At 72.5% G+C, this 26,683-nt stretch carries 26 protein-coding genes and 3 tRNA genes; 8 read left to right on the plus strand and 21 right to left on the minus strand.

What is annotated here, in order from left to right:
• The first annotated feature begins 144 nt into the window (after positions 1-144).
• From J2X49_RS12040 to J2X49_RS12050, 3 genes are read left to right on the plus strand one after another with little or no spacing between them, the layout of a single operon-like run.
• The gene (locus J2X49_RS12040; protein WP_310126638.1) at positions 145-1,338 is read left to right on the plus strand and encodes a pyridoxal phosphate-dependent aminotransferase; all 1,194 of its coding nucleotides are present in this window, start codon (positions 145-147) and stop codon (positions 1,336-1,338) included.
• Between the two features lie 60 nt (positions 1,339-1,398).
• Positions 1,399-2,253 carry an ABC transporter ATP-binding protein gene (locus tag J2X49_RS12045; RefSeq protein ID WP_310126641.1) on the plus strand — a complete coding sequence of 285 codons (855 nt, stop codon included), beginning with the start codon at positions 1,399-1,401 and terminating at the stop codon, positions 2,251-2,253.
• On the plus strand, positions 2,250-3,098 hold the full coding sequence (locus J2X49_RS12050) for an ABC transporter permease (protein WP_310126644.1): 849 nt from the start codon (positions 2,250-2,252) through the stop codon (positions 3,096-3,098). The genes J2X49_RS12045 and J2X49_RS12050 overlap by 4 nt, the downstream gene beginning before the upstream one ends.
• A gap of 24 nt (positions 3,099-3,122) precedes the next feature.
• On the opposite strand, the gene J2X49_RS12055 is transcribed toward J2X49_RS12050, so the two are convergent.
• The 6 genes from J2X49_RS12055 to J2X49_RS12080 are packed head-to-tail and all read right to left on the minus strand — an operon-like array spanning position 3,123 to position 7,112.
• Complete coding sequence (locus J2X49_RS12055; protein WP_246992268.1) at positions 3,123-3,590, minus strand: SRPBCC domain-containing protein; 468 nt, start codon at positions 3,588-3,590, stop codon at positions 3,123-3,125.
• Between the two features lie 51 nt (positions 3,591-3,641).
• Complete coding sequence (locus J2X49_RS12060; protein WP_310126653.1) at positions 3,642-4,067, minus strand: VOC family protein; 426 nt, start codon at positions 4,065-4,067, stop codon at positions 3,642-3,644.
• 38 nt (positions 4,068-4,105) lie between these two features.
• Positions 4,106-5,251 (minus strand): UDP-N-acetylmuramate dehydrogenase, encoded by a 1,146-nt coding sequence (locus tag J2X49_RS12065; RefSeq protein WP_310126656.1) that lies wholly within the window; start codon positions 5,249-5,251, stop codon positions 4,106-4,108.
• Complete coding sequence (locus J2X49_RS12070) at positions 5,248-5,652, minus strand: MaoC/PaaZ C-terminal domain-containing protein (RefSeq protein ID WP_128188386.1); 405 nt, start codon at positions 5,650-5,652, stop codon at positions 5,248-5,250. Before J2X49_RS12070 ends, J2X49_RS12065 begins: the two co-directional genes overlap by 4 nt.
• 2 nt (positions 5,653-5,654) lie before the next feature.
• Positions 5,655-6,098, minus strand: coding sequence for a MaoC family dehydratase N-terminal domain-containing protein (locus J2X49_RS12075; RefSeq protein ID WP_128188387.1), 444 nt, complete (start codon positions 6,096-6,098; stop codon positions 5,655-5,657).
• Between the two features lie 9 nt (positions 6,099-6,107).
• Positions 6,108-7,112, minus strand: a complete 1,005-nt coding sequence (locus J2X49_RS12080) for a homocysteine S-methyltransferase family protein (RefSeq protein WP_310126661.1) — start codon at positions 7,110-7,112, stop codon at positions 6,108-6,110.
• 77 nt (positions 7,113-7,189) lie between these two features.
• Here J2X49_RS12080 and J2X49_RS12085 point away from each other — a divergent pair, with 77 nt between their 5' ends.
• Positions 7,190-7,849 (plus strand): helix-turn-helix domain-containing protein, encoded by a 660-nt coding sequence (locus J2X49_RS12085; protein ID WP_310126663.1) that lies wholly within the window; start codon positions 7,190-7,192, stop codon positions 7,847-7,849.
• On the opposite strand, the gene J2X49_RS12090 is transcribed toward J2X49_RS12085, so the two are convergent.
• From J2X49_RS12090 to J2X49_RS12130, 9 genes are all read right to left on the minus strand, one after another.
• Positions 7,812-8,396: a hypothetical protein gene (locus tag J2X49_RS12090; RefSeq protein ID WP_128188389.1), complete on the minus strand. Its 585-nt coding sequence runs from the start codon at positions 8,394-8,396 to the stop codon at positions 7,812-7,814. The genes J2X49_RS12085 and J2X49_RS12090 overlap by 38 nt on opposite strands.
• Before the next feature lie 80 nt (positions 8,397-8,476).
• Positions 8,477-8,550 (minus strand) — tRNA-Met (locus J2X49_RS12095).
• A gap of 38 nt (positions 8,551-8,588) precedes the next feature.
• Positions 8,589-8,660 (minus strand) — tRNA-Thr (locus J2X49_RS12100).
• Positions 8,661-8,738: 78 nt separating this feature from the next.
• Positions 8,739-10,709 carry a glycoside hydrolase family 13 protein gene (locus J2X49_RS12105; protein ID WP_310126665.1) on the minus strand — a complete coding sequence of 657 codons (1,971 nt, stop codon included), beginning with the start codon at positions 10,707-10,709 and terminating at the stop codon, positions 8,739-8,741.
• 86 nt (positions 10,710-10,795) lie between these two features.
• On the minus strand, positions 10,796-10,924 hold the full coding sequence (locus J2X49_RS12110) for a methionine/alanine import family NSS transporter small subunit (RefSeq protein ID WP_246992281.1): 129 nt from the start codon (positions 10,922-10,924) through the stop codon (positions 10,796-10,798).
• A complete protein-coding gene (locus J2X49_RS12115) occupies positions 10,921-12,453 on the minus strand; it encodes a sodium-dependent transporter (protein WP_246992283.1) in 1,533 nt (510 codons plus the stop codon). Before J2X49_RS12115 ends, J2X49_RS12110 begins: the two co-directional genes overlap by 4 nt.
• A gap of 39 nt (positions 12,454-12,492) precedes the next feature.
• A complete protein-coding gene (locus J2X49_RS12120) occupies positions 12,493-13,410 on the minus strand; it encodes a sugar ABC transporter permease (protein ID WP_396131353.1) in 918 nt (305 codons plus the stop codon).
• Complete coding sequence (locus J2X49_RS12125; RefSeq protein ID WP_310126675.1) at positions 13,410-15,008, minus strand: ABC transporter permease subunit; 1,599 nt, start codon at positions 15,006-15,008, stop codon at positions 13,410-13,412. Before J2X49_RS12125 ends, J2X49_RS12120 begins: the two co-directional genes overlap by 1 nt.
• Positions 15,009-15,096: 88 nt before the next feature.
• Positions 15,097-16,359 (minus strand): maltose ABC transporter substrate-binding protein, encoded by a 1,263-nt coding sequence (locus J2X49_RS12130; protein ID WP_310126678.1) that lies wholly within the window; start codon positions 16,357-16,359, stop codon positions 15,097-15,099.
• A 182-nt stretch (positions 16,360-16,541) separates the two neighbouring features.
• Here J2X49_RS12130 and J2X49_RS12135 point away from each other — a divergent pair, with 182 nt between their 5' ends.
• Positions 16,542-18,188 carry a glycoside hydrolase family 13 protein gene (locus tag J2X49_RS12135; RefSeq protein ID WP_310126680.1) on the plus strand — a complete coding sequence of 549 codons (1,647 nt, stop codon included), beginning with the start codon at positions 16,542-16,544 and terminating at the stop codon, positions 18,186-18,188.
• Positions 18,189-18,248: 60 nt separating this feature from the next.
• Here the strand turns inward: J2X49_RS12135 and J2X49_RS12140 are convergent, their stop codons facing one another.
• Together J2X49_RS12140 and J2X49_RS12145 are read right to left on the minus strand one after the other, a co-directional pair.
• On the minus strand, positions 18,249-19,436 hold the full coding sequence (locus tag J2X49_RS12140) for a M23 family metallopeptidase (RefSeq protein WP_310126683.1): 1,188 nt from the start codon (positions 19,434-19,436) through the stop codon (positions 18,249-18,251).
• Between the two features lie 194 nt (positions 19,437-19,630).
• Positions 19,631-20,434: an inositol monophosphatase family protein gene (locus tag J2X49_RS12145; protein ID WP_310126686.1), complete on the minus strand. Its 804-nt coding sequence runs from the start codon at positions 20,432-20,434 to the stop codon at positions 19,631-19,633.
• Between the two features lie 91 nt (positions 20,435-20,525).
• Here J2X49_RS12145 and J2X49_RS12150 point away from each other — a divergent pair.
• From J2X49_RS12150 to J2X49_RS12160, 3 genes are all read left to right on the plus strand, one after another.
• Positions 20,526-20,607 (plus strand) — tRNA-Tyr (locus J2X49_RS12150).
• A 113-nt stretch (positions 20,608-20,720) separates the two neighbouring features.
• Positions 20,721-21,209: a YajQ family cyclic di-GMP-binding protein gene (locus tag J2X49_RS12155; protein WP_128188398.1), complete on the plus strand. Its 489-nt coding sequence runs from the start codon at positions 20,721-20,723 to the stop codon at positions 21,207-21,209.
• Between the two features lie 20 nt (positions 21,210-21,229).
• Positions 21,230-22,681: a phospholipase D-like domain-containing protein gene (locus tag J2X49_RS12160; protein ID WP_246992289.1), complete on the plus strand. Its 1,452-nt coding sequence runs from the start codon at positions 21,230-21,232 to the stop codon at positions 22,679-22,681.
• Between the two features lie 4 nt (positions 22,682-22,685).
• On the opposite strand, the gene J2X49_RS12165 is transcribed toward J2X49_RS12160, so the two are convergent.
• From J2X49_RS12165 to J2X49_RS12180, 4 genes are read right to left on the minus strand one after another with little or no spacing between them, the layout of a single operon-like run.
• Positions 22,686-23,450: a sulfite exporter TauE/SafE family protein gene (locus tag J2X49_RS12165; RefSeq protein ID WP_246992292.1), complete on the minus strand. Its 765-nt coding sequence runs from the start codon at positions 23,448-23,450 to the stop codon at positions 22,686-22,688.
• 1 nt (position 23,451) lies between these two features.
• Positions 23,452-24,804 (minus strand): FAD-dependent oxidoreductase, encoded by a 1,353-nt coding sequence (locus tag J2X49_RS12170; RefSeq protein WP_310126694.1) that lies wholly within the window; start codon positions 24,802-24,804, stop codon positions 23,452-23,454.
• Positions 24,805-24,853: 49 nt separating this feature from the next.
• A complete protein-coding gene (locus J2X49_RS12175) occupies positions 24,854-25,864 on the minus strand; it encodes a polyprenyl synthetase family protein (RefSeq protein WP_310126697.1) in 1,011 nt (336 codons plus the stop codon).
• On the minus strand, positions 25,864-26,625 hold the full coding sequence (locus J2X49_RS12180; RefSeq protein WP_396131358.1) for a class I SAM-dependent methyltransferase: 762 nt from the start codon (positions 26,623-26,625) through the stop codon (positions 25,864-25,866). Before J2X49_RS12180 ends, J2X49_RS12175 begins: the two co-directional genes overlap by 1 nt.
• Positions 26,626-26,683 lie beyond the last annotated feature (58 nt).

Below are 26,683 nucleotides of genomic sequence, written 5' to 3' on the forward strand. Positions count from 1 at the left end.
GGTGGAGTGCCATGCGCGCCGGCCCCGGCAAGGGCATGCGACATCATGGCGGTCGTCAACCACCAAGGGAACAGCATACGGGGACGGGGCCCGTGCTGTCCACTTCGCCGCCCGGCGCACGCGCGCCGCCGTAGGCTTGGTGCCGTGAACCGCATCGCCGCGCGCATCGCCGCCATCAACGAATCCGCGACCCTGAAGGTCGACGCGAAGGCCAAGGCGCTCAAGGCCGCCGGCCGCGACGTGATCTCCTACGCCGCGGGCGAGCCCGACTTCGCCACGCCCCCGAACATCGTCGAGGCCGCGCAGCGTGCGCTCGCCGACCCGAGGAACTACCGGTACACGCCGGCCCCCGGCCTGCCGGAGCTGCGCGAGGCGATCGCCGCGAAGACCGCGCGCGACTCGGGCCTCGAGGTCGAGGCGAGCCAGACGCTCGTCACGAACGGCGGCAAGCAGTCGGTCTACCAGGCGTTCCAGACGATCCTCGACCCGGGCGACGAGGTGCTCGTGCCGACCCCGTACTGGACGACGTACCCCGAGGCGATCGCCCTCACCGGCGGCGTGCAGGTCGACGTCTTCGCCGGCGCCGACCAGGGCTACCTCGTCACCGTCGACCAGCTCGAGGCCGCCCGCACGGGCCGCACCAAGGCGCTGCTCATGGTGAGCCCCTCGAACCCGACCGGCGCGGTCTACCCGCCCGAGCGCATCCGCGAGATCGCCGAGTGGGCCGACGCCAACGGGCTGTGGGTCATCAGCGACGAGATCTACCAGAACCTCGTCTACGACGGCGAGCGCGCCGTCTCGGTCGTCGAGGCCGTGCCGGCGCTCGCCGACCGCACGATCCTCGTCAACGGGGTCGCGAAGACCTACGCCATGACCGGCTGGCGCGTGGGCTGGATGGTGGGCCCGGCCGACGTCATCAAGGCCGCCGGCAACCTGCAGTCGCACCTGACGAGCAACGTCAACAACGTCGCGCAGCGCGGGGCGCTCGAGGCGCTCACCGGCCCGCAGGACGCGGTCGCCGACATGCTCGCCGCCTTCGACCGCCGCCGCCAGACGATCGTCCGCGAGCTCTCGCGCATCCCCGACGTCTCGGTGCCGACGCCGAAGGGCGCCTTCTACGCGTACGCGGATGTCTCGGGCCTGCTGGGCAGGGAGTGGGGCGGCACGACGCCCACGACGAGCCTCGAGCTCGCCGACCTCATGCTCGAGCAGGCGGATGTCGCCGCGGTGCCGGGCGAGGCGTTCGGGCCCTCGGGCTACCTGCGCTTCTCGTACGCGCTCGGCGACGACGCGCTGCTCGAGGGCGTGCAGCGGCTGCAGCGACTCTTCGGCGCCTGAGCCGGCGCGCTCCGCCGATGGGGGGATGACGGCGCGCCCGAACAGGGCCAGCCTGGAGCCATGCAGCACGCACCAGCGGTCGTCGCGGACGGCCTGACCAAGCGCTACGGCGCGCGCACGGTCGTCGACGACGTCTCGTTCGAGATCGCCGAGGGCGAGACCTTCGCGCTGCTCGGCCCGAACGGCGCGGGCAAGTCGACCACCGACGAGATGCTCGAGGGCTTCCGCGTGCCCACCTCCGGCACCGCCCGCGTGCTCGGTGCCGACCCGCAGCGCGCCGATCGCGACTGGCGCAGCCGCATCGGCGTCGTGCTGCAGTCGACCGGGCAGGCGGGCGCGCTCACGGTGCGCGAGATGCTCACCCACCTCGCGCGCGTGTTCCCGAACGCCCGCGACGTCGACGAGACGATCGAGGCGGTGGGCCTCGCCGAGCACGCGTCGCGGCGCATCGGCAAGCTCTCGGGCGGCCAGCAGCGCCGCGTCGACGTGGCGCTCGGCATCATCGGCCGGCCCGAGGTGCTCTTCCTCGACGAGCCCACCACCGGCTTCGACCCGCAGGCCCGCCGCGCGTTCTGGCAGCTCATCCGCGACGTCGCCGCCGACGGCACCACGATCCTGCTCACGACCCACTACCTCGAGGAGGCCGAGCAGCTCGCGCATCGCGCCGGCATCATCGCCGACGGCCGGCTGCTCGCGCTCGACGAGGTCGACCGCATCGGCGGCGCCGAGTCGCGCACGCCCGTCGTGCGGTGGACGGATGCGTCGGGCCGCCGCGAGGTGCGCACGCGCGAGCCGGCGTCGGTGGTGCGGTCGTTCCCCGGCGAGCCGATCGACCTCGAGGTCATCCGCCCCTCGCTCGAGGACGTCTACCTGAGCCTCATCGGCTCCGTCGAGGCCGAGGAGGCCGCAGCATGACCGCCACCGCGCCCGCCCCGCCGCGCCGGGGCATCCGCCCCGGTCACGTGCTGCGGTGCGCCGCCGACCGCGTGCGCATCGAGCTGCTGCAGTACTTCCGCCGCAGCGACGCGCTGGTCTTCACGTTCCTGTTCCCCGTGCTGCTCTTCGCGATCTTCGCGAGCGCGTTCGGCGCCCTGCCGCCGATGATCGAGCTCGAGGGCCAGCAGGTCACGCAGCCGCAGTACTACCTGCCCGCGATGCTCGCCGCGGGCGTGTTCCTCTCGGGCGTGCAGAACCTCGGCATCGAGATCGCCGTCGAGCGCAACGACGGCACGCTGCAGCGGCTCGCCGCGACGCCGCTGCCGGTGCTGTCGTACTTCCTCGGCAAGCTCGGGCAGCTGCTCGTGACGTCGGTCGCGCAGGCGGGGCTGCTGCTCGCGGTCGCGGTGGGCGTGTTCGGCATCGAGCTGCCCACCGAGCCGGAGCGCTGGCTGACGCTCGCCTGGGTGTTCTTCGCGGCGCTCATCTGCTTCGCGGTGCTCGGCGTCGTGATCGCCCAGATCCCCCGCACCGTCAACAGCGCATCCGCCGTCGTGATCCCGCTCGCGCTGCTGCTGCAGTTCATCTCGGGCATCTACCTCGCCTTCCCGGCGCTGCCGGAGTGGCTGCAGACGATCGCGAACCTGTTCCCGCTCGCGTGGGTCGGGCACGGCATGCGCTACGCGCTGCTGCCCGACATCGGCCGGTACATGGAGGTCGGCGAGGCGTGGAACCTGCCGATGGTCGCCCTCGTGCTCGGCATCTGGGCGGTCGTCGGCACGGTCGTCGCGGCCGTCACCTTCCGCTGGATCCGGCGCAGCTGAGCCCGCGCCGGCCGCCGGGCGCGGCTAGATGTGCTGCGCGTACGACTTGTAGCGCTGCAGCAGGGCCTCCCAGTCGAGGTGGCCCGCGCGGTCGCCCGCGTTGCTCTCGTTCCAGCCGTGGTGCGAGAAGCGCACGTGCGTGCCGCCGTGCGGCAGGTCGGCGAACTCGACCGTGACGGTGGTGTGGTCGCCCTCGTGGAACAGGTGGAACGTGTGCTCGAAGCGCTCGCCCGGGACGGCATCCGTGACCGTGCCCCACTCGCGCTCGCGGCCGTCGCGGTTGCGCTCGACGATGCGGCCGCCGACGTGCGGGTCGACCTCGATGTGGTCGAGGCCGGAGCCGCTCGTGGTCCAGCCCGGGTGCCACCAGTCGGTCATGCCGTGCACGTAGGCGTCCCAGGCTCTGGCCCGGCTCACCGCCACGTCGAGCTCGTGCTCGATCGGTGCCGTGCCGTGCCCTGCCGCGGGCTGCGCGACGTCGTGCTCATCCATGCTGTCCCCCACCGTGTCGACTCTCGACTCTCGCACGTGGCGGGCGGTCGATCAAGCGAGCGGGACGAAGCGCTCCTCGCCGTCGAGCTCCTCGAACAGGGTCAGCGTGAGGTCGGCGGGCGCCTCGAGCCGCGCGTTCAGCGAGCGCCACGGCGTCTCGACGGGCTCTGCGACGACGGTGGCGCCGGCGCCCTCGAGCCGCCGGGTGGCGCCCTGCGCGTCGGCGACCTCGAAGGCGACGCGGATGCGGGGGCTCGGCCGGCCGCCGGCCTCGATGCGGTCGATCATGCGCTTCTGCGCGGGATTGGCGAGTTCGAGCGTGGCCCGGCCCGCGTCGAGGATCGCGACGCGCGCGTCGCCGTCGCCCTCGAAGGCGGCGACCTCGGGCAGGCCGAGCGCGTCGCGGTAGAACGCGAGCGCGGCCTCGAAGTCCTCGGCCTCGACGACGAGGCGCAGCTGCACGGGTGCATCGGTCATGCCGGGTGCAACGCCCGCGCGCGAGCGCCATTCCGCCGTCAGAGCGTCAGCCCCACCATCACGGGCTCGGGCACGAGGTGCACGCCGAACTGGTTCTCGACGCGCGCCTGCACGAAGCGGGCGAGCTCGGCGATCTCCTCGCCGGTGGCGCCGCCGCGGTTCGTGAGCGCGAGCGTGTGCTTCGACGAGATCGCCGCGCGCGATCCGGGAAGCGAGAAGCCGCGCGAGATGCCGGAGTGCTCGATGAGCCAGGCGGCTGAGAGCTTCACGCGCGGCACGGGCCGCTCGAGCGACGGCACGGGCGTGTCGGCGTCGAGCGGCAGCACCGTGGCCTGGGGCTCGGGCGAGACCGACCAGCTCGGCAGCTCCTTCGGCAGCTGCGAGGCGAAGCGGGCCGAGACGATGGGGTTGGTGAAGAACGAGCCCGCGCTCACGGAGTCGGGGTCCTCCGAGAGCACCATGCCCTTCGAGCCGCGGAGCGCCAGCACCGAGTCGCGCACGTCGGTGAGCGGCACGCGCGTGCCGAGCTCGACGCCGAGCGCCGTCGCGAGCTGCTGGTAGGCCACCGGCTGGCTGCGGCCGTCGGGCGAGCGGCGCAGGCGCAGTTCGACCGACAGCACGACGCCCTGCAGGATGCCGCGCTTGATGGCGGAGTCGCGGTAGCCGAGCCGCAGCTCGGAGGCCGGCACCTCGCGCACCTCGAGCGTCTCGGCCTCGAGCAGCTCGATGCCGACGAGCGTCGACGCGATCTCCTGCCCGTAGGCGCCGATGTTCTGGATCGGGGCTGCGCCCGTCGACCCGGGGATGCCGCTCAGCGCCTCGATGCCGGTGAGGCCGTCTGCGACCGCGCGCGCGACGACCTCGTCCCACGGCTCCCCCGCCTCGATGCGCAGCACGACCGAGTCGTCGACGGGCGGCTCCTCGCCGGCCGGGCGGTGCGGCGTCGGTGCCGCGGGCAGCGTGCGGATGCCGCGGGTCGCGACCCGGAGCACGGTGCCCTCGAAGGGCTCGGACGACGCGACCGTGTTGGAGCCGCCGCCGAGCAGCAGCAGCGGCTCGTGGTCGTCGGCGAGCGCCTCGGCGTAGGCCGCCGCGACCTCCTCGCGCGTCGCCGCGTCGATCCAGCGCTGCGCCTCGCCGCCGACCCGCATGGTGGTCGCCTCGGCGAGCGTGCGGCTGCTCATCGGTCCGTCGCCACGACGACCTGCGCCTTGCCGAGCACCGTGCGGCCCTCGGCCGTCACCGTGAGGTCGATGCGCGCCGTGCCCTCGCCGAGCTGGCCGACCGTGGCGACGACGTGCAGCTGCGCGCCCGCCTCCGGGTCGACGACCACCGGCCGGGTGAAGCGCACCTGGTAGTCGAGGATGCGCGCGGGGCCGGCCCAGTCGACCACCGGCTGCACCGCCGCGCCCATCGTCAGCATCCCGTGCGCGAGCACGCCCGGCAGCCCGACGGCGGCGGCGACGTCGTCGCGGTAGTGGATGGGGTTGAAGTCGCCGGAGGCGCCCGCGTAGCGCACGAGCGAGTCGCGGGTGAGGTGCAGGTCGCGCTCGGCGACGACCTGCCCGATCTCGAGCTGCTCCATCGTCACTCCCCCCGCACCACGAGCGTCGACGTGGCCGTGACCACGTGCCGGCCCCGCGCATCCGTGATGACGCTCTCGCTCGTCACCATGTCGTTGCCGCCGAGCGACTTGACGCTCGTGACGGTGAGCTGCGCCGTGAGCTCGTCGCCGGCCACGATCGGCCGCGACGCGGTGAAGCGCTGGTCGCCGTGCACGACGCGCGTGAAGTCGACGCCGGCGCTGTCGTCGTCGAGCAGCTGCCGCAGGGTGAGCTCCTGGATGACGATCGGGAACGTGGGCGGCGCGACGACGTCGGCGTGGCCGGCGGCGCGGGCGGCCTCGACGTCGAGGTGCTCGGGGTGCGCGGCCTGCACGGCGCGCGCGAACTCGCGCACCTTCTCGCGGCCGACCAGGTAGGGGGCCGTGGGCGGGTACTGCCTGCCCTGGATCTCGGGGTTCACTGGCACCCGGCCAGTCTAGGCAGAGCGGCGCTCCTCCCAGAGGGCGGCGACGTGGCTCGCGTCGGTGCCGCAGCAGCCGCCGATCACCGACAGGCCGGGCAGGCGCTCGCGGAGCGCGTCGTGCCCGCGCCGCAGCTCGTCGATGTCGCCGGCGTCGAGGCGGGTCGCGCGGTCGAGCTCGGCGTGGGTGCGGGTCGACGCGTTGCACCGCACGCTCGCGATGCGTCCGAGCCAGGCGCCGCCGTCCCCCAGCCCGCGGAGGACGTGCTGCGGATGCGCGCAGTTGACCATGTAGTGCACGGTGTCGGTCTCGGCGTCGACGAGCTCGATCGCCTCGCGCAGCGGCATGCCGCCGCGGAGCCGGCCGTCCTCCTCCACCGTGAAGCCGATGACCGCCGGCAGCCCGTGGAAGAAGGCCGCGCGGGCGATGCCGATCGCCTCGCCGGGGTCGGAGAGGGTGAAGCCCGTCACCAGGTGCGCGCCGCCCTCGGCGAAGGCGCCGATCTGCGGCTCGTGGTACGTGTGCGCGTCGTCGGGGTCGACGGGCGGGATGTCGGCGTACGCGTCGGCGCGCGGGCCGATCGCGCCGCTAACGAGCACGTCGCGGATGTCGGCGTAGCGCTCGCGCAGCGCCAGCAGGTGGTGCACCGCCAGCACGTTGACGTCGTAGAGCGCGCGCCGGTCGTCGCCGAGCCTCGCGCCCCAGTCGGCGCTCGCCCGCCAGGTGGGCGTCTCGAGCAGGAGCCCAGCCCCGTGGGCCCGTGCCACCGCGGCGTAGCCGTCGTAGTAGTCGTCGAGCACCGCGCGCCCGCGCTCGGTGCGCAGGAGCGGGTAGGCGGCGAACTCCCGGAGCTGCTCGCCGCGGTTGTAGATGAGGTCGGTCTCGAGCCCGCCGTCGGTGACGAACGGATGCGCCGGGCTCGGCCAGGCGAGGCCGGCGCGCACGGGCACGCGGTGGTGGTGGCGCGAGGGCTTCGCGGCGATGGTGGGAGCCATGGACCGGCGCGCGAGCTCGGCCATCGGGGGCCTCCTCGGTCGACAGGTGCGAGCGGGCTCGCCCGCGGGTAGCAGACTACTCGGTCTGGTACGGTCCGTCCATGCCCCGGGACGGCTCCTCCAACCGCCAGCGCATCCTCGACGCCGCCGAGCGGCTCGTGCTGCGCCGCGGCTTCTCCGGCACGGCGCTCGACGAGGTGATCGGCGCGGCCGGCACCAGCAAGGGCGCGTTCTTCCACCACTTCCCGTCGAAGCGGGAGCTCGCGCGCACGCTGCTCGACCGCCACGCCGACCACCTCGTCGCCCTGCTGCTGCGCGCCCACGACCGCGCCGCATCCGTCGACGATCCCGTGGAGCGCGTGGACGCGTTCCTCGGCGAGCTCGAGCGCGCCGCGGCGCGCCCGGGCTCGCTCGCCGCGTCGGCGCTCGCCGAGCACGAGCTGCTGGGCGCCGCGGCGGTCGCGCCCGTGCAGCGCGCCGCCGACGCGTCGCGCGCGGTCGTGCTCGGACTGCTGCGCGCGGCGGCGGCTGCACGCCCGGCGGCGCAGCTCGACGCGGAGGCATGGGCCGACCACGTGTTCGTGACCCTCGAGGGCGCGCAGCTCCTGGCGCGCGCCACCGGCGGCACGGAGCACCTGCGCGAGCAGCTCGGTGTGCTGCGCACCGCCGTCGCCGCGGTGCTCGCGAGCGGGCCGTCGGCGCCCGGGGGCGTCGCGGAGGAGCTCAGCGCGCGAAGAGCGAGCGGGCGAGCGGCGCCGTGAGCGCCGCGACCGTCACCGCCATGAGCGCGCCCGCCACGACGTAGAGCGCGACCACGAGCAGCACCGGGCTCGACTCGTCCACGAACGGCGACGGCGCCGCGGTCCACAGGATGGCCACGAGCCAGGCGCCCATGCTGACTGGCACCCACCGGCCCGCGCCGGGGCGGCGCAGCACGAGCCACTGCGCGACCGGGATGGTCGCGAGCAGCACGACGCCGCCCACGACCAGCAGCACGACCGTCCACGGCCCCTCCGGCAGCCCCACCGTGCTCGGCAGCATGCCGAGCAGCCACGCGAGCGACGCCGCCGCCGCGGTCGCGCCGACCCAGGCGGCCCGTCGCGGCCGGTCGCGCTCCATCGCCGCGTGCTGGCCGGTCGCGAGCGCCGCGCCCTCGACCGCGCCCGCGGCGACGAGCAGCACCAGCCGCTCGGCGTCGCCGAGGCGCAGCGCCTCGGCGAGCACGCCCGCGGCGGCCGCGACCGCGAAGCCGCAGGCCTCGCCGATCGAGACCCAGGCGATCCACCGTCGCACGAAGCGCGAGCGCATGCCCCGAGGCTAGCCAGCGAGCGGCGCCGGGGACAGCGAAGGGGACCGGGCCGATGGCCCGATCCCCTGCCGACTGGCGGTAGCGAGGGCGGGGTTCGAACCCGCGACCTCACGATTATGAGTCGTGCGCTCTCACCAACTGAGCTACCCCGCCAGGACGCCCACCCAAGCACGAAGCATCAAGCGAACGCGAGCCCCGAGCGAGGATTGAACTCGCGACCCCTTCCTTACCATGGAAGTGCTCTACCACTGAGCTATCGGGGCGCTGCCTCGTAGGCAACCGGAAAATCATAGCACCGCGCGCGGGCCCCTCGACACCTGCCGGGGCCGGGCCGGCGCCGGTCAGTCCTCGTGCAGCGTGTCCTTGCTCCAGGCGGCGGTGAGCGTCGGCGCGGCCGGCTCGCCGTGCGCGAGCGCGGCGTCCTGCGAGGCGTTCTCGTCGAGCAGCGCCAGCAGCTCCCGCTCCTCCTCGTCGTCGGTGCGCGGCACCTCGACGCCCGGGAGCGACCACGCCGCGAACGAGGGCCCGGAGCCGGTGAGGCGCAGGCCGCCGAAGCCGAAGGTGCTCGCCCCGCCGTCGCCGAACAGCGGCGCCGGCTCGCCCTCGAGGCTCAGCACGCCCTCCTCGACGACGACGTCGTAGAAGCCGCGCGCAGCGACGCAGAGCACGCTCGACTCGGTGCTCTCGCGCACCCAGACGAGCACCTCCTCGCCCACGTGGACCCAGCGCATCCCCCCGCCCCGCAGCGCCGGCTGGTCGGCGCGCAGCGCGAGCAGCTCGCGGTGCAGGGCGATCGTGCCGGCGTGCTCGTCGAGCGTCGCCCACGGCATCGGCGTGCGGGAGTCCTCGCCGTTGACGCCGGTGAGGCCCAGCTCGTCGCCGGCCCACACCACCGGGATGCCCGGCAGCGACACCGCCATGCCGAGCGCCACGGGCACGGCACCGGGCAGGGCGTTCGTCGCGAAGCGGGGCGTGTCGTGCGTGTCGAGCGCGTTCATGTTGTGCAGCCGCGTGCGCCACGGGATGCCCGCGACGAAGCGCTGGTGCTGCGCGTGCAGGTCGACGCCGGTGTACGACGGGATCACCGAGCGCGCCATGCCGAGGCCCCCGAACGCCGCGGAGCCCGGCACCGACAGCCAGCCCCACACGGGCCGCGTGAAGTTGGCGTAGGTCATCGCGCCGTGCCACGCGTCGCCCTGGAAGTCGTCGGTCGCGTCGTTCGTCGACTCGCCGAGCAGGAGGGTGTCGGGGTTGATGTCGAGCATCGTGCGCCGGATGATCTGGCGCACCTCGGCGTTGAGGTCGTCGCCCTCGTAGCGGCCGGTCATGTTGGCCACATCGATGCGCCACCCGTCGAGCGAGAACGGCGGGCGCAGCCACCGCCCCACCACCGAGTCGGGGCCCTCGATGAAGCGGTCGCGCAGCTCCTGGCTGTTCCAGTTGAGCTTCGGCAGCGAGGCGTGGCCGAGCCACGAGGCGTAGGTGCCGCCCTCGTGGAAGTAGTAGAACTCCCGCTCCGGCGCATCCTCCGACGCCGCGGCGGCGCGGAACCACGCGTGGGTGTCGCCCGTGTGGTTGCTGGTGAGGTCGCCCATCACCTTCAGGCCGCGCGCGTGGGCCGCCTCGACGAGCGAGACGAGCGCCTCGTCGCCGCCGAGCAGCGGGTCGACGACGTCGAAGGTGGATGCGTTGTACCGGTGGTTGGAGTCGCCCGGGAAGACGGGGGTCAGGTACAGCACCGTCGCGCCCAGGTCGACGAGGTGGTCGAGGTGCGCCTCGACGCCCGGCAGGTCGCCGCCGTAGAGCTGCTCGGAGACGCCCGGGCCGGAGCCGACCACCGGGTCGTCCCAGGCCGCCGCGACCGCCCACGCGGGCGTCGGGTGCTCGTCGGCCTGCGCCGAGCGCGCGAACCGGTCGGGGAACACCTGGTAGAGCACCGCATCCGTCGCCCACGCCGGCGGCGGCTCGTGCGCGACGAGCGCGAAGTCGGCGTCGTCGCGCGTCTCGATGCGGTGCACGCCCTCCTGGTTGATCCAGTCGGTCTGCCCCGACTGCCAGTGCACGAGCCAGCGGTAGCGGTGCACGGGGTTCGCGACCCGGATCTCGGCCTCCCACCAGTGGTAGGCGCCTGCGGTGCCGATGTGCACGGCCTTGTTGAAGAACGGCTCGCGGTCGGGGTTCGACCGCACGAGCACCTCGAGCGGCTCGTCGTGGGCGATCGGGATGCGCAGGCGCACCCGCACCGTGTCGCCGAGCGAGGGCGTCAGGGTCGAGACGTGGAGGGCGGAGCCGTCGTGGTGGGGCTGGAGCACCCGACCACGCTAGGGCACGTGTCGAGCTTCCCGAAACCGCGGGGTCTCGGCCCGGAGCCGCGGGGTTCGGGGAAGCTCGACCGGGCTCAGAGGTCGCGCCCCGAGTCGGCGGGCTCCTCGCCCTGGAAGCGGACGATGTTCACGATCGCCGCGGCGAGACCGCCCCACAGGACGACCATGGCCGCGACCATCATCACGAGCGCTCCGGCGGTCATCGGATCACCTCCTCGTCGTGCTCCGGCGCCTCGAGCGGCGTCGTCGCCTTCCACTTCGGGATGGAGAGCAGGATGCCGGCCACGAGCGCGGCGCCCGCGACTCCCCACCCGAACACGCCGAGCATCCACGCCGGGAAGCCGCCGTAGGGCTCGCCGATCGCGGTCACGAGCTCGAGCACGAGCATGACCGCGAGCAGCACCGGCGTGACGAACGTGACGAGCACGACCCACCAGCGGCCGAGGCGCACCGAGCCGTAGCGGCTCATGTGGTCGGCGAACCACGGCACGCGCCGCACCGCCCACGCCACGGCCAGCATGGCGACGAGCGCGACGAGCAGGATGCCGAAGCGGTTGATGAAGTAGTCGGCGATGTCGAGCACGAGGATGCCGCTCGTGGTCGTGAAGAGCAGGATGCTGATGGCCGCCATCGGCACGGTCACGGCGAGCGTCGCGGCGATGCGGCTCATCTCGAGCTTGTCGCGCACGGCCGAGATGACGACCTCGAGGATGCTCACGAGGGACGTGAAGCCGGCGAGCACGAGCGAGACGAAGAAGAGCACGCCGAGCAGCGCCCCGAACGGGGCCTCGGAGATGATCGCCGGGAAGGCGATGAAGGCGAGGCCGATGCCGCCGGCCACCACGTCGGCGACCGCCGCGCCCGATGCCTGTGCGAGGAAGCCGAGCGCCGCGAACACGCCGATGCCGGCGAGCAGCTCGAAGCCGGAGTTGGCGAAGCCGACGACGAAGCCGGAGCCCGTCATGTCGATCTTGCGGCCCACGTACGAGGCGTAGGTGATCATGATGCCGAAGCCGACCGAGAGCGAGAAGAAGATCTGGCCGAAGGCGCTCGCCCAGACGGCCGGATCGAGCAGCGCCGCCCAGTTGGGCTCGAAGAGGGTCTGGAGGCCGTCGATCGCGCCCGGGAGCGTGAGCGCCTGCACGACGAGCGCGCCGAAGGCGATCAGCAGCACCGGGATGAAGATGACCGCGGTCGCGCCGATGCCCTTCTGGACGCCGAGCGCCATGACCGCGATGGCCACCGCCCAGATGATGACCATCGGGATGAGCACGGCCGGCACGAAGTCGAGCGTGACGCCCGTCTCGGCGGCCTGCAGGAAGTCGGCGAAGAAGAAGGTCTCGGGGTCGTCGCCCCACGCCTGCGTGAACGAGAAGCCGACGTACTGCACCGACCAGGCGAGGATCGCCGCGTAGTAGACCGAGATGACGACGCAGATGGCGACCTGCCACCAGCCGATGAACTCGAGCCGCCGCGACAGCCGCGCGAACGACAGCGGCGCCGAGCCGCGCTGCGAGTGGCCGATCGCGTAGTCGAGCAGGAGCAGCGGGATGCCGGCCACGAGCAGCGCCACGAGGTAGGGCAGGATGAACGCTCCGCCGCCGCCCTCGTAGGCCACGTAGGGGAAGCGCCAGATGTTGCCGAGCCCGACGGCGGAGCCGATCGCGGCCATGATGAAGACCGTCTTGTTCGAGAACCGGCCTCGGTCGATCGGCGCACGCGTCTGGGACATGCCCCTACCGTGCCACACCGCGGCGCGCCGCGGCACGCCCTACTTGACGGCGCCCGCGGTGAGGCCGCTGACGATGTACTTCTGCAGCCAGAGGAAGAGCACCATCACGGGGATGGCCGCGAGCACCGCGCCTGCCGCGAAGACCGGGTAGTTGGTGCTCGTCTCCTCGGAGACGTAGCGGAACAGGCCCACCGCGAGCGTCAGCTTGTCGGGGCTCGTGAGGATGACCGACGACAGCACGAAGTCGCTCGTCGTGCCGATGAACGACAGCAGGCCGATGACGGCGAGGATGGGCGCCACGAGTCGCAGGATGATCGTGAAGAAGATGCGGGCGTGGCCGGCCCCGTCGAGCTTCGCCGCCTCGTCGATCGACGCGGGCACGGTGCTGAAGAAGCCGTACATCAGGTAGGTGTTCACGCCGAGGGCGCCGCCCAGGTAGACCATGATCAGGCCGATGAGCGAGTCGAGGCCGATGGCGGGGAACACCTCGCCGATGCCGCGCATGAGCAGGTAGATCGCGACCACCGCGAGCAGCTGCGGGAACATCTGCACGATGATGAGCGCGAGCAGGCCCGGCCGCCTGCCGGTGAAGCGCATCCGGCTGAACGCGTAGGCGGCGAGCGCGCCGAGGAACACGGTGCCGATCGACGTCGCGAGCCCGACGATCATGGTGTTCGCGAACCAGGCGCCGTAGGGCCGGCGCGGATCGCTGAAGAGGTCGACGTAGTTCTGCACCGACAGCTCGCGGAACAGCACGTTCGAGCCGGTGAGCGTGCCGCCGGGGTTGAGGGATGCGCTCAGCACGTAGACGAGCGGGAAGGTCGCGAAGATGACCACCGCGATGCCGACGAGGTGCCGCCAGCCGAGCTCGCGCATCCACTTGCCGAACCGCATGCGGGGCTGCGGGACGGGGGTGCGCTCCTTCGGCGGGGCGACCGGGTTCGAGTCGATGCTCATCAGTTGAGATCCTCCAGCGCCTTGGTGCGACGGAACGCGATCGCGGAGACGGTCGCGACGACGATGAAGATGATGATCGAGAGCGCGGCCGCGAGGCCGTAGTCGCGGGTGCCGCCCTCGAACGCGGTCTTGTAGACGAGGGTGATGAGCAGGTCGGTGTGCCCGACGTTCTCCTCGATGCCCTGCATGCGCGGGCCGCCGCGCGTGAGCATGTAGATGGTGTTGAAGTTGTTGAAGTTGAACGCGAACGACGAGATCAGCAGCGGCGCCGTCGAGACGAGCAGCAGCGGGAACTTGATGCGGCCGAACACCTGCCAGCCCGTCGCGCCGTCGACCGCGGCCGCCTCGGTGAGCTCCTCCGGGATCGACTGCAGCGCGCCGAGGCAGATGAGGAACATGTAGGGGAAGCCGAGCCAGACGTTCACGACGATCATCGAGACCTTCGCGAGCCACGGATCGGTGAGCCACGGGATGTCGGCGGAGCCGAAGATGGCGTTGTTGACGAAGCCGAACTCGGTGTTGAGCAGGCCCAGCCACACGAGCGCGCCGAGGAACGACGGGAACGCGTACGGGAGGATCGACAGCACCCGGTAGACCTGCTTCGACCGCATGCGCGGGTCGTTGAGCGCGATCGCGAGGAAGAGGCCGAGGAAGAACGAGATGCCGACCGACAGGATCGCGAACGCGAACGTCCAGGCCATCACCGACAGCAGCGCACCGCCGTAGCGGGGGTTCTCGAACGGGTAGAGGAAGTTCTCGCCGCCGACGAAGATCTGCCAGCCGGTGCCGAGCTGCTGCCCGTCGGCGGACTCGAAGGCGCCGTTGCCCCGATCCTCGTAGACCGTGCCGGTGAGCGTGTCGGTCATGGTGCCGGCGGCCTCGTCGTAGACGAAGGTCGACTCGAAGACGTAGGCGTTCACCGCGTCGGTGGTGCGCAGGAAGCCGTCGGCGAGGTCGTCGGAGAGCGGCACCTGCAGCGCCGCGATCTCCTGCTGGCGCTGCAGGATGTCCTGCATGGCGAGGCTCGTCCAGCCCTCGACGGCGACGGCGCGCTCACCCTCGAGCGTGACGGCGCCCGGGTCGACGGGCTCGAGCGGCTCCTCCTGGGTGCCGACGAGCACCTCGCCCTCGGGCGAGGTCGCGAGCAGGCCGAGTCCGCCCAGGCCGTCGACGACGGTGACGCGGTAGGCGGGCGAGCCCTCGACGCGCTGCGTGTTCTGCAGCACGATCGATGCGACGGCGTCCTCCTTGGTGGAGTTGTGGCCGTCGCCGTAGTTCGTGAAGGCGATGATCATCGAGTAGACGATCACGAAGATCTGGAAGATGCCGAGGAAGATGAGGCCCGGCGTGAGGTACTTCGCGGGCAGCAGGCCCGGGCTGAGGTAGATCCAGTTGACCAGCAGCGTGACGATGAGCACGATGCCGGCGACCGCGTAGTCGCCCTTGAAGAAGAGCGCCGACATCGCGAACACCGCGACGGCGTCGACGAGCGAGAGCAGCACGATCTTCACGGCGAGCACGCGCATGCTCGGCGGCTGGTGGTGGATGCCCCGCTTCGGGGCCTTCGCGGGCGCCTTCGGGGCGGACGTCGTCGTCACACGGATCTCCTCTGCGCCCCGGATGGGCGCGGCCGATGGGATGGGACGGCGGCCGGCCCCAGCAGGGCCGGCCGCCGCCATGAGGGGATCAGCCCTCCAGGGTGCCCTGGATCTTCTCCGCCATCGCGGTCCACAGCGCGGCGGGGTCGCCGCCCTGCTGCGCGATGATCTGCGCCTCGGTGGTGCCCCAGTCGGCCCACAGCGCGTCCATCTCGGGGATGTTCGGCATCGGGACGCCCTCGGCGCCGACGGCGCCGAACGCTGCGACGTCCTCGTTCGACTGCGCGGCCTCGAAGGCCGACGACAGCGCGGGGGCGCGCTGGCCCGACTCGAAGATGGCCGTCTGGGCCTCCTCGCCGGCGACGTACTCGGTGATGAACTGCGACGCGACGATCGGGTTGTTGGCGTAGGCCGAGACCATGAAGCCCTGCACGCCGACGAACGGCGTGGCGGGCTGGCCGCCGGCCGAGGGGATCTCGCTCACCGCGTACTCGATGCCAGCGTCCTGGAAGGTGCTGAGGTTCCACGGACCGGTGATCGTGTACGGCGAGGCGCCGTTCGCGAACTGCTCCTTGGCGATGTCCTGCGAGATGTTCGGGTTGATGATGCCCTGCGCGCCCCACTCGCCGAGCGCGGTCGCGAACGCGACGTTGCCCTCGTTGCCGAGCTGCAGGTCGTCAGCGTTGTACGAGCCGTCCTCGTTGATGCCGAAGACGGGGCCGCCGAACGACGCCTGCATCGGGTACAGGTGGTACGGGTCGGCGTTGTTCGGGTCGATGCCGACGAGCAGCGGGAACTCCGCCTCGCCGGACTCCACCGCGGCCTGGCCGGTCGCGACGAGGTCGTCCCACGACGCGGGCGCCTCGGGCGCGAGGGCCGTGTTGCGCACGAGCGCAATGTTCTCGATCGAGACGGGCACGCCGTAGACGGAGCCCTCGTAGGTCATGGCCTGGATCGAGACCTCCTCGAAGTCGCCGGCGATCTCGCCGAGCTCGACCGGGGAGATGACGCCGTTCTGGACGAGCTTGCCGATCCAGTCGTGGGCGCCGAGGACCACGTCGGGGCCCTCGCCGGACGGCGCCTGGGTCGTCAGGTCGTCGCGGATGGTGCCGAAGTCCTTGATGACGACCTCGACGGTCGTGCCGGTCTCCTCCTCGAACGTCGAGACGACGCCCTCGAGCGCCGCGGCGCGGTTCTCGTCCATCCAGACGACGAGCTCGCCGCCGCCCTGGGGCGCCGGGCTCTCGCTGCCGCCCTCCGTGGGGGCGGGGGTGCCGCCGCCGGCGCAGGCCGCGAGCGTGAGCGCGAGCGCTCCGACCCCGGCCGCCTTCATGAGGCCGCTGTGCTTCATGGTGCCTTCTTTCGCTTGTGGGGCTCCGTCGCCGACGGCCATCGTCGGCAGGGCCCGGCTCATCGTGGCCGACGTCCCCCGGTCATGCAAGCCGAGAGCGGCGCGCTCGGCGCAATCGTTGGCAAGTCGTGACCTTCGCCGCCCGGGTGAGCCCGAGGGCGCCGTCCCCTAGCCTTGGTGCCATGACCGACGCTCAGACGCAGTCCGCAGCGCTCCAGGCCGCCCCCGGCGGCGAGTGGTGGCGCTCCGCAGTCATCTACCAGATCTACCCGCGCAGCTTCGCCGACGCATCCGGCGACGGTGTCGGCGACCTCGCCGGCATCGCGTCCCGCCTGCCGGCGGTCGCCGAGCTCGGCGTCGACGCCGTGTGGCTCAGCCCCTTCTACCGCTCGCCGCAGCGCGACGCGGGCTACGACGTCGCCGACTACATGGACGTCGACCCGCTGTTCGGCACGCTCGACGACTTCGACCGGATGCTCGAGACGGCCCACGGGCTGGGCCTGCGGGTGATCGTCGACCTCGTCCCCAACCACTCCTCGAACGAGCACCCGTGGTTCCAGGAGGCGCTCCGCTCCGCGCCCGGCAGCGAGGCCCGCTCGCGCTACATCTTCCGCGACGGCAAGGGCGAGCAGGGCGAGCTGCCGCCCAACAACTGGCAGAGCGTCTTCGGCGGCCCCGCCTGGACGCGCGTGCCGGACGGCCAGTGGTACCTGCACCTGTTCGACACCTCGCAGCCCGACTTCGACTGGGACAACCCGGTCGTCGGCGACATGTTCGTCGAGGTGCTGCGCTTCTGGCTCGACCGGGGCGTCGACGGCTTCCGCGTCGACGTCGCGCACGGCAACGCGAAGGCGGAGGGCCTGCCCGACGTCGACGAGGAGCTCATCGCCGCCGGCTCGATGGACTCGCCCTTCTTCGGCCAGGAGCACGTGCACGAGATCTACCGCCGCTGGCGCCTGGTGCTCGAGGAGTACGAGGGCGACCGCGTGCTGTGCGCCGAGGCGTGGGTGAGCCCGCTCGAGAAGATGGCGCGCTTCGTGCGCCCGGACGAGATGCACCAGGCCTTCAACTTCGTCTACCTCGAGACGCCGTGGGACGCGACGCTGCTGCGCCAGGTGATCGACGACTCCATCCGCGCCTTCGGCGAGGTCGGCGCTCCGCCCACCTGGGTGCTCTCGAACCACGACACGATCCGGCACCGCACGCGCCTCGCGCTCGTGCCGCCGCCGCCCCACGGCGCCGGCATCGGCCCGACCTCGAAGTCGAAGGCCGACCCGGTGGTGTCGCTGCGCCGCGGCCGCGCCGCGACGGCGCTCATGCTTGCGCTGCCCGGCGGCGCCTACCTGTACCAGGGCGAGGAGCTCGGGCTGCCCGAGGTCACCGCGATCGAGCCGCACCAGCGGCAGGACCCGACGTTCGCGCGCACGCAGGGCGAGCTGTGGGGCCGCGACGGCTGCCGCGTGCCGATCCCGTGGGAGGCCGATGCGCCCGCGTACGGCTTCAGCGGCACGGGCGAGACGTGGCTTCCCCAGCCGCCGCTGTGGGCGCAGCTCGCGCGCGACGCGCAGGAGGGCGTCGCCGGCTCGACGCTCGAGATGTACCGGCGCGCCCTCGCGCTGCGGCAGGAGCTGCAGCTGGGCTCGGGCGCGCTCGAGTGGCTCGACGTGGGCCCGACGGCGCTCGCGTTCCGGAACGGCCCGGTGACCGTGGTCGCGAACCTCGGGCACGACGCGGTCGACGTGCCGCGCGGCGAGATCCTGCTGTCGTCGTCGCCGCTCGACTCGGCCTCGCTCTCGGCCGACGACGTCGTGTGGGTCCGCACCGGCTGACCCTCCGTCGACGACGAAGGGCCCCGCCGCTCGGCGGGCCCCTTCGTGCGTGCGGGCGCGTCAGTACGCGCGGTACTCGAGGTTCATCTCGCGCGTCTGCAGCCACAGCACCGGGTCGTACGAGACGTAGTCGCTGTTCTTCAGCTCGAGGTGCAGGTGCGGGCCCGTCGAGCGGCCGGAGTTGCCGACCTGGCCGATGACGGTCGTGATGTCGACGACCTGGCCGACCTCGACCTGGATCGAGCCGGGCAGCATGTGCGCGTACCAGGACTGCACGAACTGGCCGTCGATGTTGTGGTCGATGAAGACGGCGTAGCCGCCGCCGCCAGGGTTGTTGCCCTGCCACACGGCCGACACGACGCCGTTCGCGATCGGGCGGATGTCGGTCCCGAGGCCCGGCGTGAAGTCGGCGCCGCCGTGGAAGCCGCCGGGCCGGTAGCCGAAGCCGCTCGACATCGGCACCTGGTCCATGCCCGGGAACGGCGTCTGTACGAAGCCGGTGTTCAGCATCCCCCACACCTGCGGGAACGCGGGGTCGCCGCCGTAGGACGGGCCGGGCGACTCGCCGTCGGCGACCGCCTGGTATGCGGCGAGCTCGCCCTCGGACATGCGGGCGGCGGCGATCTGGTCGTTGACGACCACGTCGTCGCGGGCGAAGAACGTGGTGCCCTCGGTGGCGACGCCGGCGAGGGTCTGCTCGCCCTCGTGGATCTCGGCGACCTCGGGGTCGAGCCCGGTGGGCGACTGCACGGCCTGCGCGGGCAGCGACGTGACGACCACGAGCGAGCCGATGAACAGCAGCGCGCCGCCGGCGGTGATCTTCTGCGCGATGCCGCGCAGGCTCGAGGTGCGGCGCGGCGGCGGCGCGATCGAGACGGTCTGCCGCACGACGCGGGGCGCGAGCGCGCGCGGCTGGCGCACCCCCGGCACCTGGTCGCCGCCGTTGCCGAGCGACGGCGCGTCGACCGTGATGAGCGGCTCGGTGAAGGTCGGCTCGGCGATCTGCACGGGCAGCTCGTGGGCGATGCGCGTGGCCGCCTCGCGCATGGCGCGACGCGTCGTGTAGAGCGGGGCGGAGCCCTCGACGACCATGACGCGCTCGGCGGCGCGCGCCTCGCTCGCCGTAAGCGCGATCGACTCGGCCGCGCGCTGCTGCTCGCGCAGCTGGCGTCGCGTGAGCCCCTGCTCGGCGGGTCGCCTGACGTCCTCAGCAGACGAGCGGAGTGCTCGTCGGGTGGGGTTGGTCACGCGGGGGCCGTCCTAGAGGTCGTGGTCACAGGGTTCGCGAAGCGCTGGATCCAGCGGAATGGCAGCCCTGCCGCCACCGATCGTGGCATGAACCGGACGTCAGGTGCAAAGGCACGCTGGGGATGCTCTCGTCGCACGCTCCGACCACCAAATGTAACGGATCGGTAACGGCGAGACAAGGGTGTGTCCGATCGTCAGATCTCGTCGGGACGCATGTCGGCGAGCAGCACGGCCAGCTCGTCGGCGACCCGGGCGTGCCCCGCCAGCAGGAACGCGGTGCTCGCCGGCGCCCCCTGCCATCCGCGCACGACGCCGCCGGCCTCCTCGACGAGCAGAGCGCCGGCCGCCATGTCCCACGGCTGCAGCCCGACCTCGTAGTAGGCGTTCAGCCTGCCGCTGGCCACCCAGGCGAGGTCGAGCGAGGCCGAGCCTCCCCGCCGGATGTCGCGCACCGAGCCGATCAGGCGCTGCACCACAGCGGCCTGCCGCTGCCGGCGGCCCGCGTCGTACCCGAACCCCGTGGCGACGAGCGCGACCTCGGCGGGCACCGCATCCGCCACCCGGATCTCGCGGCCGTCGCGGCGGGCGCCGCCTCCGCGGAGCGCCTCGTAGCGCTCGCCCGTGGCGGCGTTGACGACGGCGGCGGACACGGCGCGCCAGGTGGTCGGGTCGGGCTCGCCCTCGACGAGCGCGATCGAGACCGCGTAGGCGGGGATGTCGTAGAAGTAGTTGACGGTGCCGTCGATCGGGTCGATGACCCACGTGAAGCCCGACGTGCCCGCGACGCTCGTACCCTCCTCGCCGAGGATGCCGTCGTCGGGGCGCGCGGCGCGGATGCGGTCGACCACGAGCCGCTCGACCTCGCGGTCGGCCTCGGTGACGATGTCGACGAGGCTCGACTTGCTCGCGGCCACCGCGACGCCCTCGGCCCGGCGCGTGCGCGCGAGCTCGGCCGCCTCGACGGCGAGCCCGACGTTCAGTTCGTGGAGCTCGCGCATGCCTCGAACCTACCGCGCGCGACGGAGGTCGCGCGGAGGTCGCAGGCGCTCCTGTGGGCCATGTATCCTTGACGACGGCCTGCACGGCCTCGGCGAGTTACCCAAGCGGCCAAAGGGATCTGACTGTAAATCAGCTGTCATCGACTTCGGGGGTTCGAATCCCTCACTCGCCACATCCGGAAGCCCCGCCCTCGAGGCGGGGCTTCGTCGTTCCCGCCGGCCTCGCCCGCGCGGCGCCGCTCAGCGAGGGATGGGGCGGAGCGGCGGGGACGCCTAGGATCGGGGCATGGCAGATTCCTCGTTCGATGTAGTCAGCAAGGTCGACAAGATGGAGGCCGACAACGCCGTCAACCAGGCGCGCAAGGAGGTCGAGCAGCGCTACGACTTCAAGGGCGTCGGGGCGGATGTCGCGTGGAGCGGCGAGAAGCTGCTGCTGAAGGCCTCGAGCGAGGAGCGCGTCAAGGCGGTGCTCGACGTCGTGCAGTCGAAGTTCATCAAGCGCGGCATCGACCTGAAGATGCTCGACCAGGGCGACCCCTACCCCTCGGGCAAGGAGTTCCGCATCGAGATCGGCCTGAAGGACGGCATCTCGAGCGAGGACGCCAAGAAGGTCACGAAGCTCGTGCGCGAGCAGGGCCCCAAGACCGTCAAGACGCAGATCCAGGGCGACGAGGTGCGCGTCACCTCGAAGAGCCGCGACGACCTGCAGGCGACGATCCAGCTGCTCAAGGGCGCCGACCTCGACATCGACCTGCAGTTCGTCAACTTCCGCTGACGCCGGGCTGAGCGAACCAGGTGGACCCGACCGTCGCCCAGGTCCTCGGCGCGCTCTTCATCGCACTCGACATCGCGCTGCGCCTGCTCGCCCTCGTCGTCGTGCCCTACGAGCGGCGGCCCGCCTCGGCGATCGCGTGGCTGCTCATCATCATGATCCAGCCCATCCTCGGCTGGATCCTGTTCGGCCTGCTCGGCAACAACCGCCTCTCGCGGGGGCGGCGCGAGAAGATGGCCGCCATCCAGGAGCTCATCGGCGAGAGCACCCTCGACATCGACGACGCGCCCGCGCCCCGCGACCGGCCGGAGTGGCTCGGCGGCATCCTGCAGCTCAACCGCTCGCTGTCGTCGATGCCGCACCTGGGCCCGGCCGAGGCCATCGTGTGGGGCGAGTTCGACGCGCAGCTCGAGGCGATGGCACGGCGCATCGACGAGGCCGAGTCGTTCGTGCACGTCGAGTTCTACCTGCTCGTCGCCTCCGAGCGCACCGAGGTGTTCTTCGCCGCGCTCGAGCGCGCGACCGCGCGCGGCGTCACCGTGCGGGTGCTCGTCGACCACCTCACGAGCCGCCGCTACCCGCGCCGCAAGCAGACCATCGCGAGGCTCGAGGCGATGGGCGCCGAGTGGCGCGACATGCTGCCGCTGCGCCCCCTCCGCCGGCAGTGGCAGCGGCCCGACCTGCGCAACCACCGCAAGCTCGTCGTCATCGACGGCGCCGTCGGCTTCACGGGCTCGCTCAACCTCGTCGACCCCTCCTACCTGCTGCGCAAGAACCTCCGCCGCGGCCTGCAGTGGCGCGACACCTGGCTCGAGTTCTCGGGGCCGCCCGTGCGCGCCCTCGACGTGCTGTTCTGGTCGGACTGGTGGGCCGAGACGAACGAGCTCGCCGAGCTCGCGACCAGCGCGACGACGCCCGACGGCGACCTCAACGCATCCGTCGTGCCCTCCGGCCCCGGCTTCGAGGGCGAGATCAACCTGCGCATCTTCGTCGAGCTCGTGCACGCGGCGCAGGAGCGCATCACGATCGTGAGCCCCTACTTCGTGCCCGACGAGACGATGCGCTACGCGATCACGTCGGCGGCGATGCGCGGCGTCGACGTCGAGCTCTTCGCGAGCGAGATCGGCGACCAGTTCTGGACGTACCACGCCCAGCGCTCCTACTACGAGGAGCTGCTGCGGGCGGGCGTGCGCATCACCCTCTTCGCGAAGCCGACGGTGCTGCACTCGAAGTTCATGACCTTCGACGACCAGGTCTCGGTGATCGGCTCGTCGAACATCGACATGCGGTCGTTCGGCCTGAACTTCGAGGTCTCGATGCTCGTCGAGGGCCACGGGATGGTGGCGCAGCTCGAGGGCATCGCCGAGGCGTACCGCCAGCAGTCGACCGAGCTCACGCTCGAGGCGTGGATGGCCCGGCACCGGGTGGCGCAGATGTTCGACAGCATCGCGCGCCTGAGCTCGGCGCTGCAGTAGCCGCTCAGCCGAGCAGCATCGCGAGCGCCACGCCCAGCGCGAAGGCGATCACGACGGCGCGCAGCAGCCACGACGGCACCCGCCGCGACAGCCACCCGCCGGCGATGCCGCCGAGCAGCGAGCCGCCGAGCATCACGACCACGACGCCCCAGTCGACGAGCGGCGAGAAGGCGAGGATGAGCGCGCCCGTGCCGTTGATGACGCCCGCGACGACGTTCTTCAGCGCGTTGTGGTGCTGCAGCGAGTCGTGGATCAGGAGGCCGAGCATCGCGAGCATCATCACGCCGATGCCGGCGCCGAAGTAGGAGCCGTAGACGCCGATGAGCACGAACGCGGCCTTCGCCGCCCAGCCGCCCGTCGCATCCACGTCGTAGGCGTCGTCGGCCGAGCGCCCGAGCCGGGCGGCGATGAGCGGCTGCACGGCGAACAGCGCGGCCGCCGCGAGCACGAGCCAGGGCACGATCGCGGTGAACGCGTCGGAGGGCGTGAGCAGCAGCAGCACCGCGCCGACCGCGCCGCCGACCGCCGCGAACGGCGCGTTCACGAGGAACCGCCGGCGCTGCCGGCGCAGCTCCTGCCGGTAGCTCCACGCGCCGCCGAGCGTGCCGAGCAGCAGCCCGATCGACGACGTCATGTTCGCCGCGAGCGGGCTCATGCCTGCCGCGAGCATCGCCGGGAAGGTGATGAGCGTGCCGCCGCCGGCCGCCGCGTTGATCGCGCCCGCGCCGACGGCGGCGAGCGCGATCAGCAGCAGCCCGGCGGGCTCCAAGTCAGCGCTCGTCGCGCGAGACGGCGATCATCTCGTCGCGCGGCACCACCTTGACGCGGGCGCGGCCGTGCGGGGCGCCGAGCGCCATCTCGTGCTCGTCGAGGCGGATCCAGCCGGCGATGTCGGTCCAGGCGACGCCGCGCTCGGCGAGCAGCCGCGGCACGGCATCCGCGTCGTACGGCTCGGGGGTCCACCACGAGTGCTCGTCGGAGAGCAGCTGCTCGATGGTCTCCTTCGCGTCGGACTTCGTGTGGCCGATGAGGCCCACCGGTCCGCGCTTGATCCAGCCCGTCGCGTACATGCCGGGCACGGGGCGCGAGCCGTCCTGCACGCGGCCGGCGATGTTCGGGATGACGCCGCGGCGCTCGTCGAAGGGCACCTCCGGCAGCGGCGACGAGAAGTAGCCGACCGCGCGGTAGACGGCCTGCACGGGGATCTCCCGGAACTCGCCGGTGCCCTCGAGCCCGTGCTCCGTCGGGCGCGTGCGCTCGACGCGCAGCGCCTCGACCCTGCCGTCGCCGAGCACCGCATCCGGCCGCGACCAGAAGTGCAGGTGCAGGCGGCGGGAGGCGTGGCCGACCTCGCGCTGGCGCCACTGGTCGAGCACGCGCGAGATGACGAGGATCTGCTTGTTCTGCTTCTGCTGCTCCTCGTCGGGGTCGACGCCGAAGTCCTCGTCGTGGAGGATCATGTCGACGTCGCGCAGCTCGCCGAGCTCGCGCAGCTCGAGCGGCGTGAACTTCACGCCGAGCGGCCCGCGGCGGCCGAAGACGTGCACGTCGGTGACCGGGGATGCCTCGAGGCCGGCGACGACGTTGGCGGGCACCTCGGTGGGGAGCAGGTCCTCCGGGTGCTTCACCAGCATGCGGGCGACGTCGAGCGCGACGTTGCCGTTGCCGATGACGGCGATCTCCTTCGCCTCGAGCGGCCACTCGCGGGGCACGTCGGGGTGGCCGTCGTACCAGGAGACGAAGTCGGCGGCGCCGTAGGAGCCGGGCAGGTCGATGCCGGGGATCTCGAGCGGGGCGTCCTTCGTGGCGCCGGTCGCGAAGATCACGCCGTGGAACAGCCGCTCGAGGTCGGCCACGTGGATGTCCTCGCCGAAGCGCACGTTGCCGAACAGGCGCACGACGCCCGACTCGAGCACCTCGCGGAGCGCGGCGATGATGCCCTTGATGCGGGGGTGGTCGGGCGCGACGCCGTAGCGGACGAGCCCGTAGGGCGCGGGCAGGTGCTCGAACAGGTCGATGAGCACGTCGCCTCCGGCCTCGGCGACCGACTTCTTCAGGATGTCGGCGGCGTAGATGCCGGCGGGGCCGGCGCCGACCACGGCGATGCGGAGCGGAGCGCTCACGGTCCTCCTCGGGATGCGGGGCGGCCGCGCCGCCCGGTCTGGTGCGAAGTCAGCGGGTGCGCGAGACGACGTGCTCGGCGAAGGCCTCGAGCGCGCGCCGCACGGTGCCCGAGGGCAGCGACGCGAGCGCGTGCAGCGCCTCGCGCTGCCAGCGCTCCGCCTCGGCGACGGTGTCGTCGACCACCGGGTGCTGGGCGAGCTCGGCGACGGCGGCGGCGAGGTCGGCGTCGTCGGCCGGCTCGCGCAGGCGCGCGAGCAGGGACGCGGATGCGTCGTCGTCGCGTCGGGCGAGCAGCAGCACCGGGAGGGTGGCCACGCCCGCGCGCACGTCGTTGCCCTGGTCCTTGCCCGTCTCGGGGTCGGCGGAGAGGTCGATCACGTCGTCGACGAGCTGGAAGGCGACGCCGATGCGCTCGCCGAACTCGCGCAGCGCCGCGCGGTGGGCGGGGTCGGCGCCGCTGACGACGACGCCGAGCTCGGCCGCGGCCGCGATGAGCGAGCCGGTCTTGTCGGAGAGCACCTGCAGGTAGTGGTCGACCGGGTCGGCGTCGCCGGGGCCGAGCGTCTCGTGCAGCTGGCCGAGGCACAGCCGCTCGAAGGTGCGCGCCTGCAGCTCGGCGACCTCCGAGCCGAGAGGCGCGGCGATCTGGCCGGCGCGCGCGAACAGCAGGTCGCCGGCGAGGATGGCGACGCTGTTGCCCCACACCGTGTGCGCCGAGGGCACGCCGCGGCGGGTGTCGGCCTCGTCCATCACGTCGTCGTGGTACAGGCTCGCGAGGTGCGTGATCTCGACGAGCTCGGCCGCCGACAGCACGCGGTCGTCGATGCCGGAGCCGAGGTGGGCGGCGAGCAGCAGCAGCAGCGGCCGGGCGCGCTTGCCGCCGGCCTCGAGCAGGTAGCGGGTGGCCGCGTCGGCGACCGGGTCGGCGACGCGCACGTGCCGGTCGAGCCGCCCCTCGAGCTCGTCGAGGCCCCGCTCGACCGCGTCGACGACGCGGCAGTCGGCGGGCGACGCGAACCGCGGCCCCCTGAGCCCGAAGGCCTCGGCGATGGTCGGCATCAGGAGCCCTGCTCCTCCGGCTGCGCGTGGCGCGCGAGGCGCATGGCAGCGGTCTGCTCGCTCGGCTTGCGGCCGCGGTGCAGCGCGACGACGCCGAGCGTGAGGTTGCGGTGCGCGACGCGGATGAAGCCGGCGGTGCGGATCCACTGCGAGAGCGCCTGCTGGTCGGGCCACGAGGCGATCGACTCGACGAGGTAGCGGTAGGCCTCGGGGTTGCTGCTGGCGGCCTTGGCGAGGCCCGGCAGCACCGTGCGCAGGTAGAGCTCATAGCTCTTGCGCACGACGTTCACGGGCGGCTGCGAGAACTCGCAGACGACCAGCCGGCCGCCGGGCTTCAGCACCCGGTGGAACTCGCTGAGCGCGGCGCGCGGCTGCTGCACGTTGCGCAGCCCGAACGAGATGGTGACGGCGTCGAAGGTGTCGCCGTCGAACGGCAGCTCCTCGGCCGAGCCCTGCACGAACTCGATGTCGGGGTGGCGCCTGCGGCCCTCCTCGAGCATGCCGTGGCTGATGTCGAGGGCGGTGACGAGCGCGCCCGCCTTCGCCATCGGCGCCGACGAGGCGCCGGTGCCGGCGGCGACATCGAGGATGCGCTCGCCCGGCTTCGGGGCGACGGCGCGCTGCATGTGGATGCGCCACAAGCGGTCGTTGCCGCCCGACAGCAGCGAGTTCAGCAGGTCGTAGCGCTTCGCCGTCGCGTCGAACATGCCCGCGACCTGGTCCGGGTCCTTCTGCATGTCTGCTCGGCTCACGTGCTCCATCCTAGGCGTCCCCGCCTGCCCGCTCCCCTGCCGCCGCCCAGGCTCCGCGGGCATAGGC

The sequence above is a fragment of the Agrococcus sp. BE272 genome (genome assembly GCF_031457935.1).
Classification (GTDB): Bacteria; Actinomycetota; Actinomycetes; order Actinomycetales; family Microbacteriaceae; genus Agrococcus; species Agrococcus sediminis.

Excerpts from the sequence above, each read along its gene's own strand:
- J2X49_RS12045 (WP_310126641.1), top strand. The coding sequence starts at position 1,399 with ATGCAGCACGCACCAGCGGTCGTCGCGGACGGCCTGACCAAGCGCTAC.
- J2X49_RS12050 (WP_310126644.1), top strand. The coding sequence starts at position 2,250 with ATGACCGCCACCGCGCCCGCCCCGCCGCGCCGGGGCATCCGCCCCGGT.
- J2X49_RS12055 (WP_246992268.1), bottom strand. The coding sequence starts at position 3,590 with ATGGATGAGCACGACGTCGCGCAGCCCGCGGCAGGGCACGGCACGGCA.
- J2X49_RS12060 (WP_310126653.1), bottom strand. The coding sequence starts at position 4,067 with ATGACCGATGCACCCGTGCAGCTGCGCCTCGTCGTCGAGGCCGAGGAC.
- J2X49_RS12065 (WP_310126656.1), bottom strand. The coding sequence starts at position 5,251 with ATGAGCAGCCGCACGCTCGCCGAGGCGACCACCATGCGGGTCGGCGGC.
- J2X49_RS12070 (WP_128188386.1), bottom strand. The coding sequence starts at position 5,652 with ATGGAGCAGCTCGAGATCGGGCAGGTCGTCGCCGAGCGCGACCTGCAC.
- J2X49_RS12080 (WP_310126661.1), bottom strand. The coding sequence starts at position 7,112 with ATGGCCGAGCTCGCGCGCCGGTCCATGGCTCCCACCATCGCCGCGAAG.
- J2X49_RS12085 (WP_310126663.1), top strand. The coding sequence starts at position 7,190 with ATGCCCCGGGACGGCTCCTCCAACCGCCAGCGCATCCTCGACGCCGCC.
- J2X49_RS12090 (WP_128188389.1), bottom strand. The coding sequence starts at position 8,396 with ATGCGCTCGCGCTTCGTGCGACGGTGGATCGCCTGGGTCTCGATCGGC.
- J2X49_RS12110 (WP_246992281.1), bottom strand. The coding sequence starts at position 10,924 with ATGACCGCCGGAGCGCTCGTGATGATGGTCGCGGCCATGGTCGTCCTG.
- J2X49_RS12115 (WP_246992283.1), bottom strand. The coding sequence starts at position 12,453 with ATGTCCCAGACGCGTGCGCCGATCGACCGAGGCCGGTTCTCGAACAAG.
- J2X49_RS12120 (WP_396131353.1), bottom strand. The coding sequence starts at position 13,410 with ATGAGCATCGACTCGAACCCGGTCGCCCCGCCGAAGGAGCGCACCCCC.
- J2X49_RS12130 (WP_310126678.1), bottom strand. The coding sequence starts at position 16,359 with ATGAAGCACAGCGGCCTCATGAAGGCGGCCGGGGTCGGAGCGCTCGCG.
- J2X49_RS12135 (WP_310126680.1), top strand. The coding sequence starts at position 16,542 with ATGACCGACGCTCAGACGCAGTCCGCAGCGCTCCAGGCCGCCCCCGGC.
- J2X49_RS12145 (WP_310126686.1), bottom strand. The coding sequence starts at position 20,434 with ATGCGCGAGCTCCACGAACTGAACGTCGGGCTCGCCGTCGAGGCGGCC.
- J2X49_RS12155 (WP_128188398.1), top strand. The coding sequence starts at position 20,721 with ATGGCAGATTCCTCGTTCGATGTAGTCAGCAAGGTCGACAAGATGGAG.
- J2X49_RS12175 (WP_310126697.1), bottom strand. The coding sequence starts at position 25,864 with ATGCCGACCATCGCCGAGGCCTTCGGGCTCAGGGGGCCGCGGTTCGCG.
- J2X49_RS12180 (WP_396131358.1), bottom strand. The coding sequence starts at position 26,625 with ATGGAGCACGTGAGCCGAGCAGACATGCAGAAGGACCCGGACCAGGTC.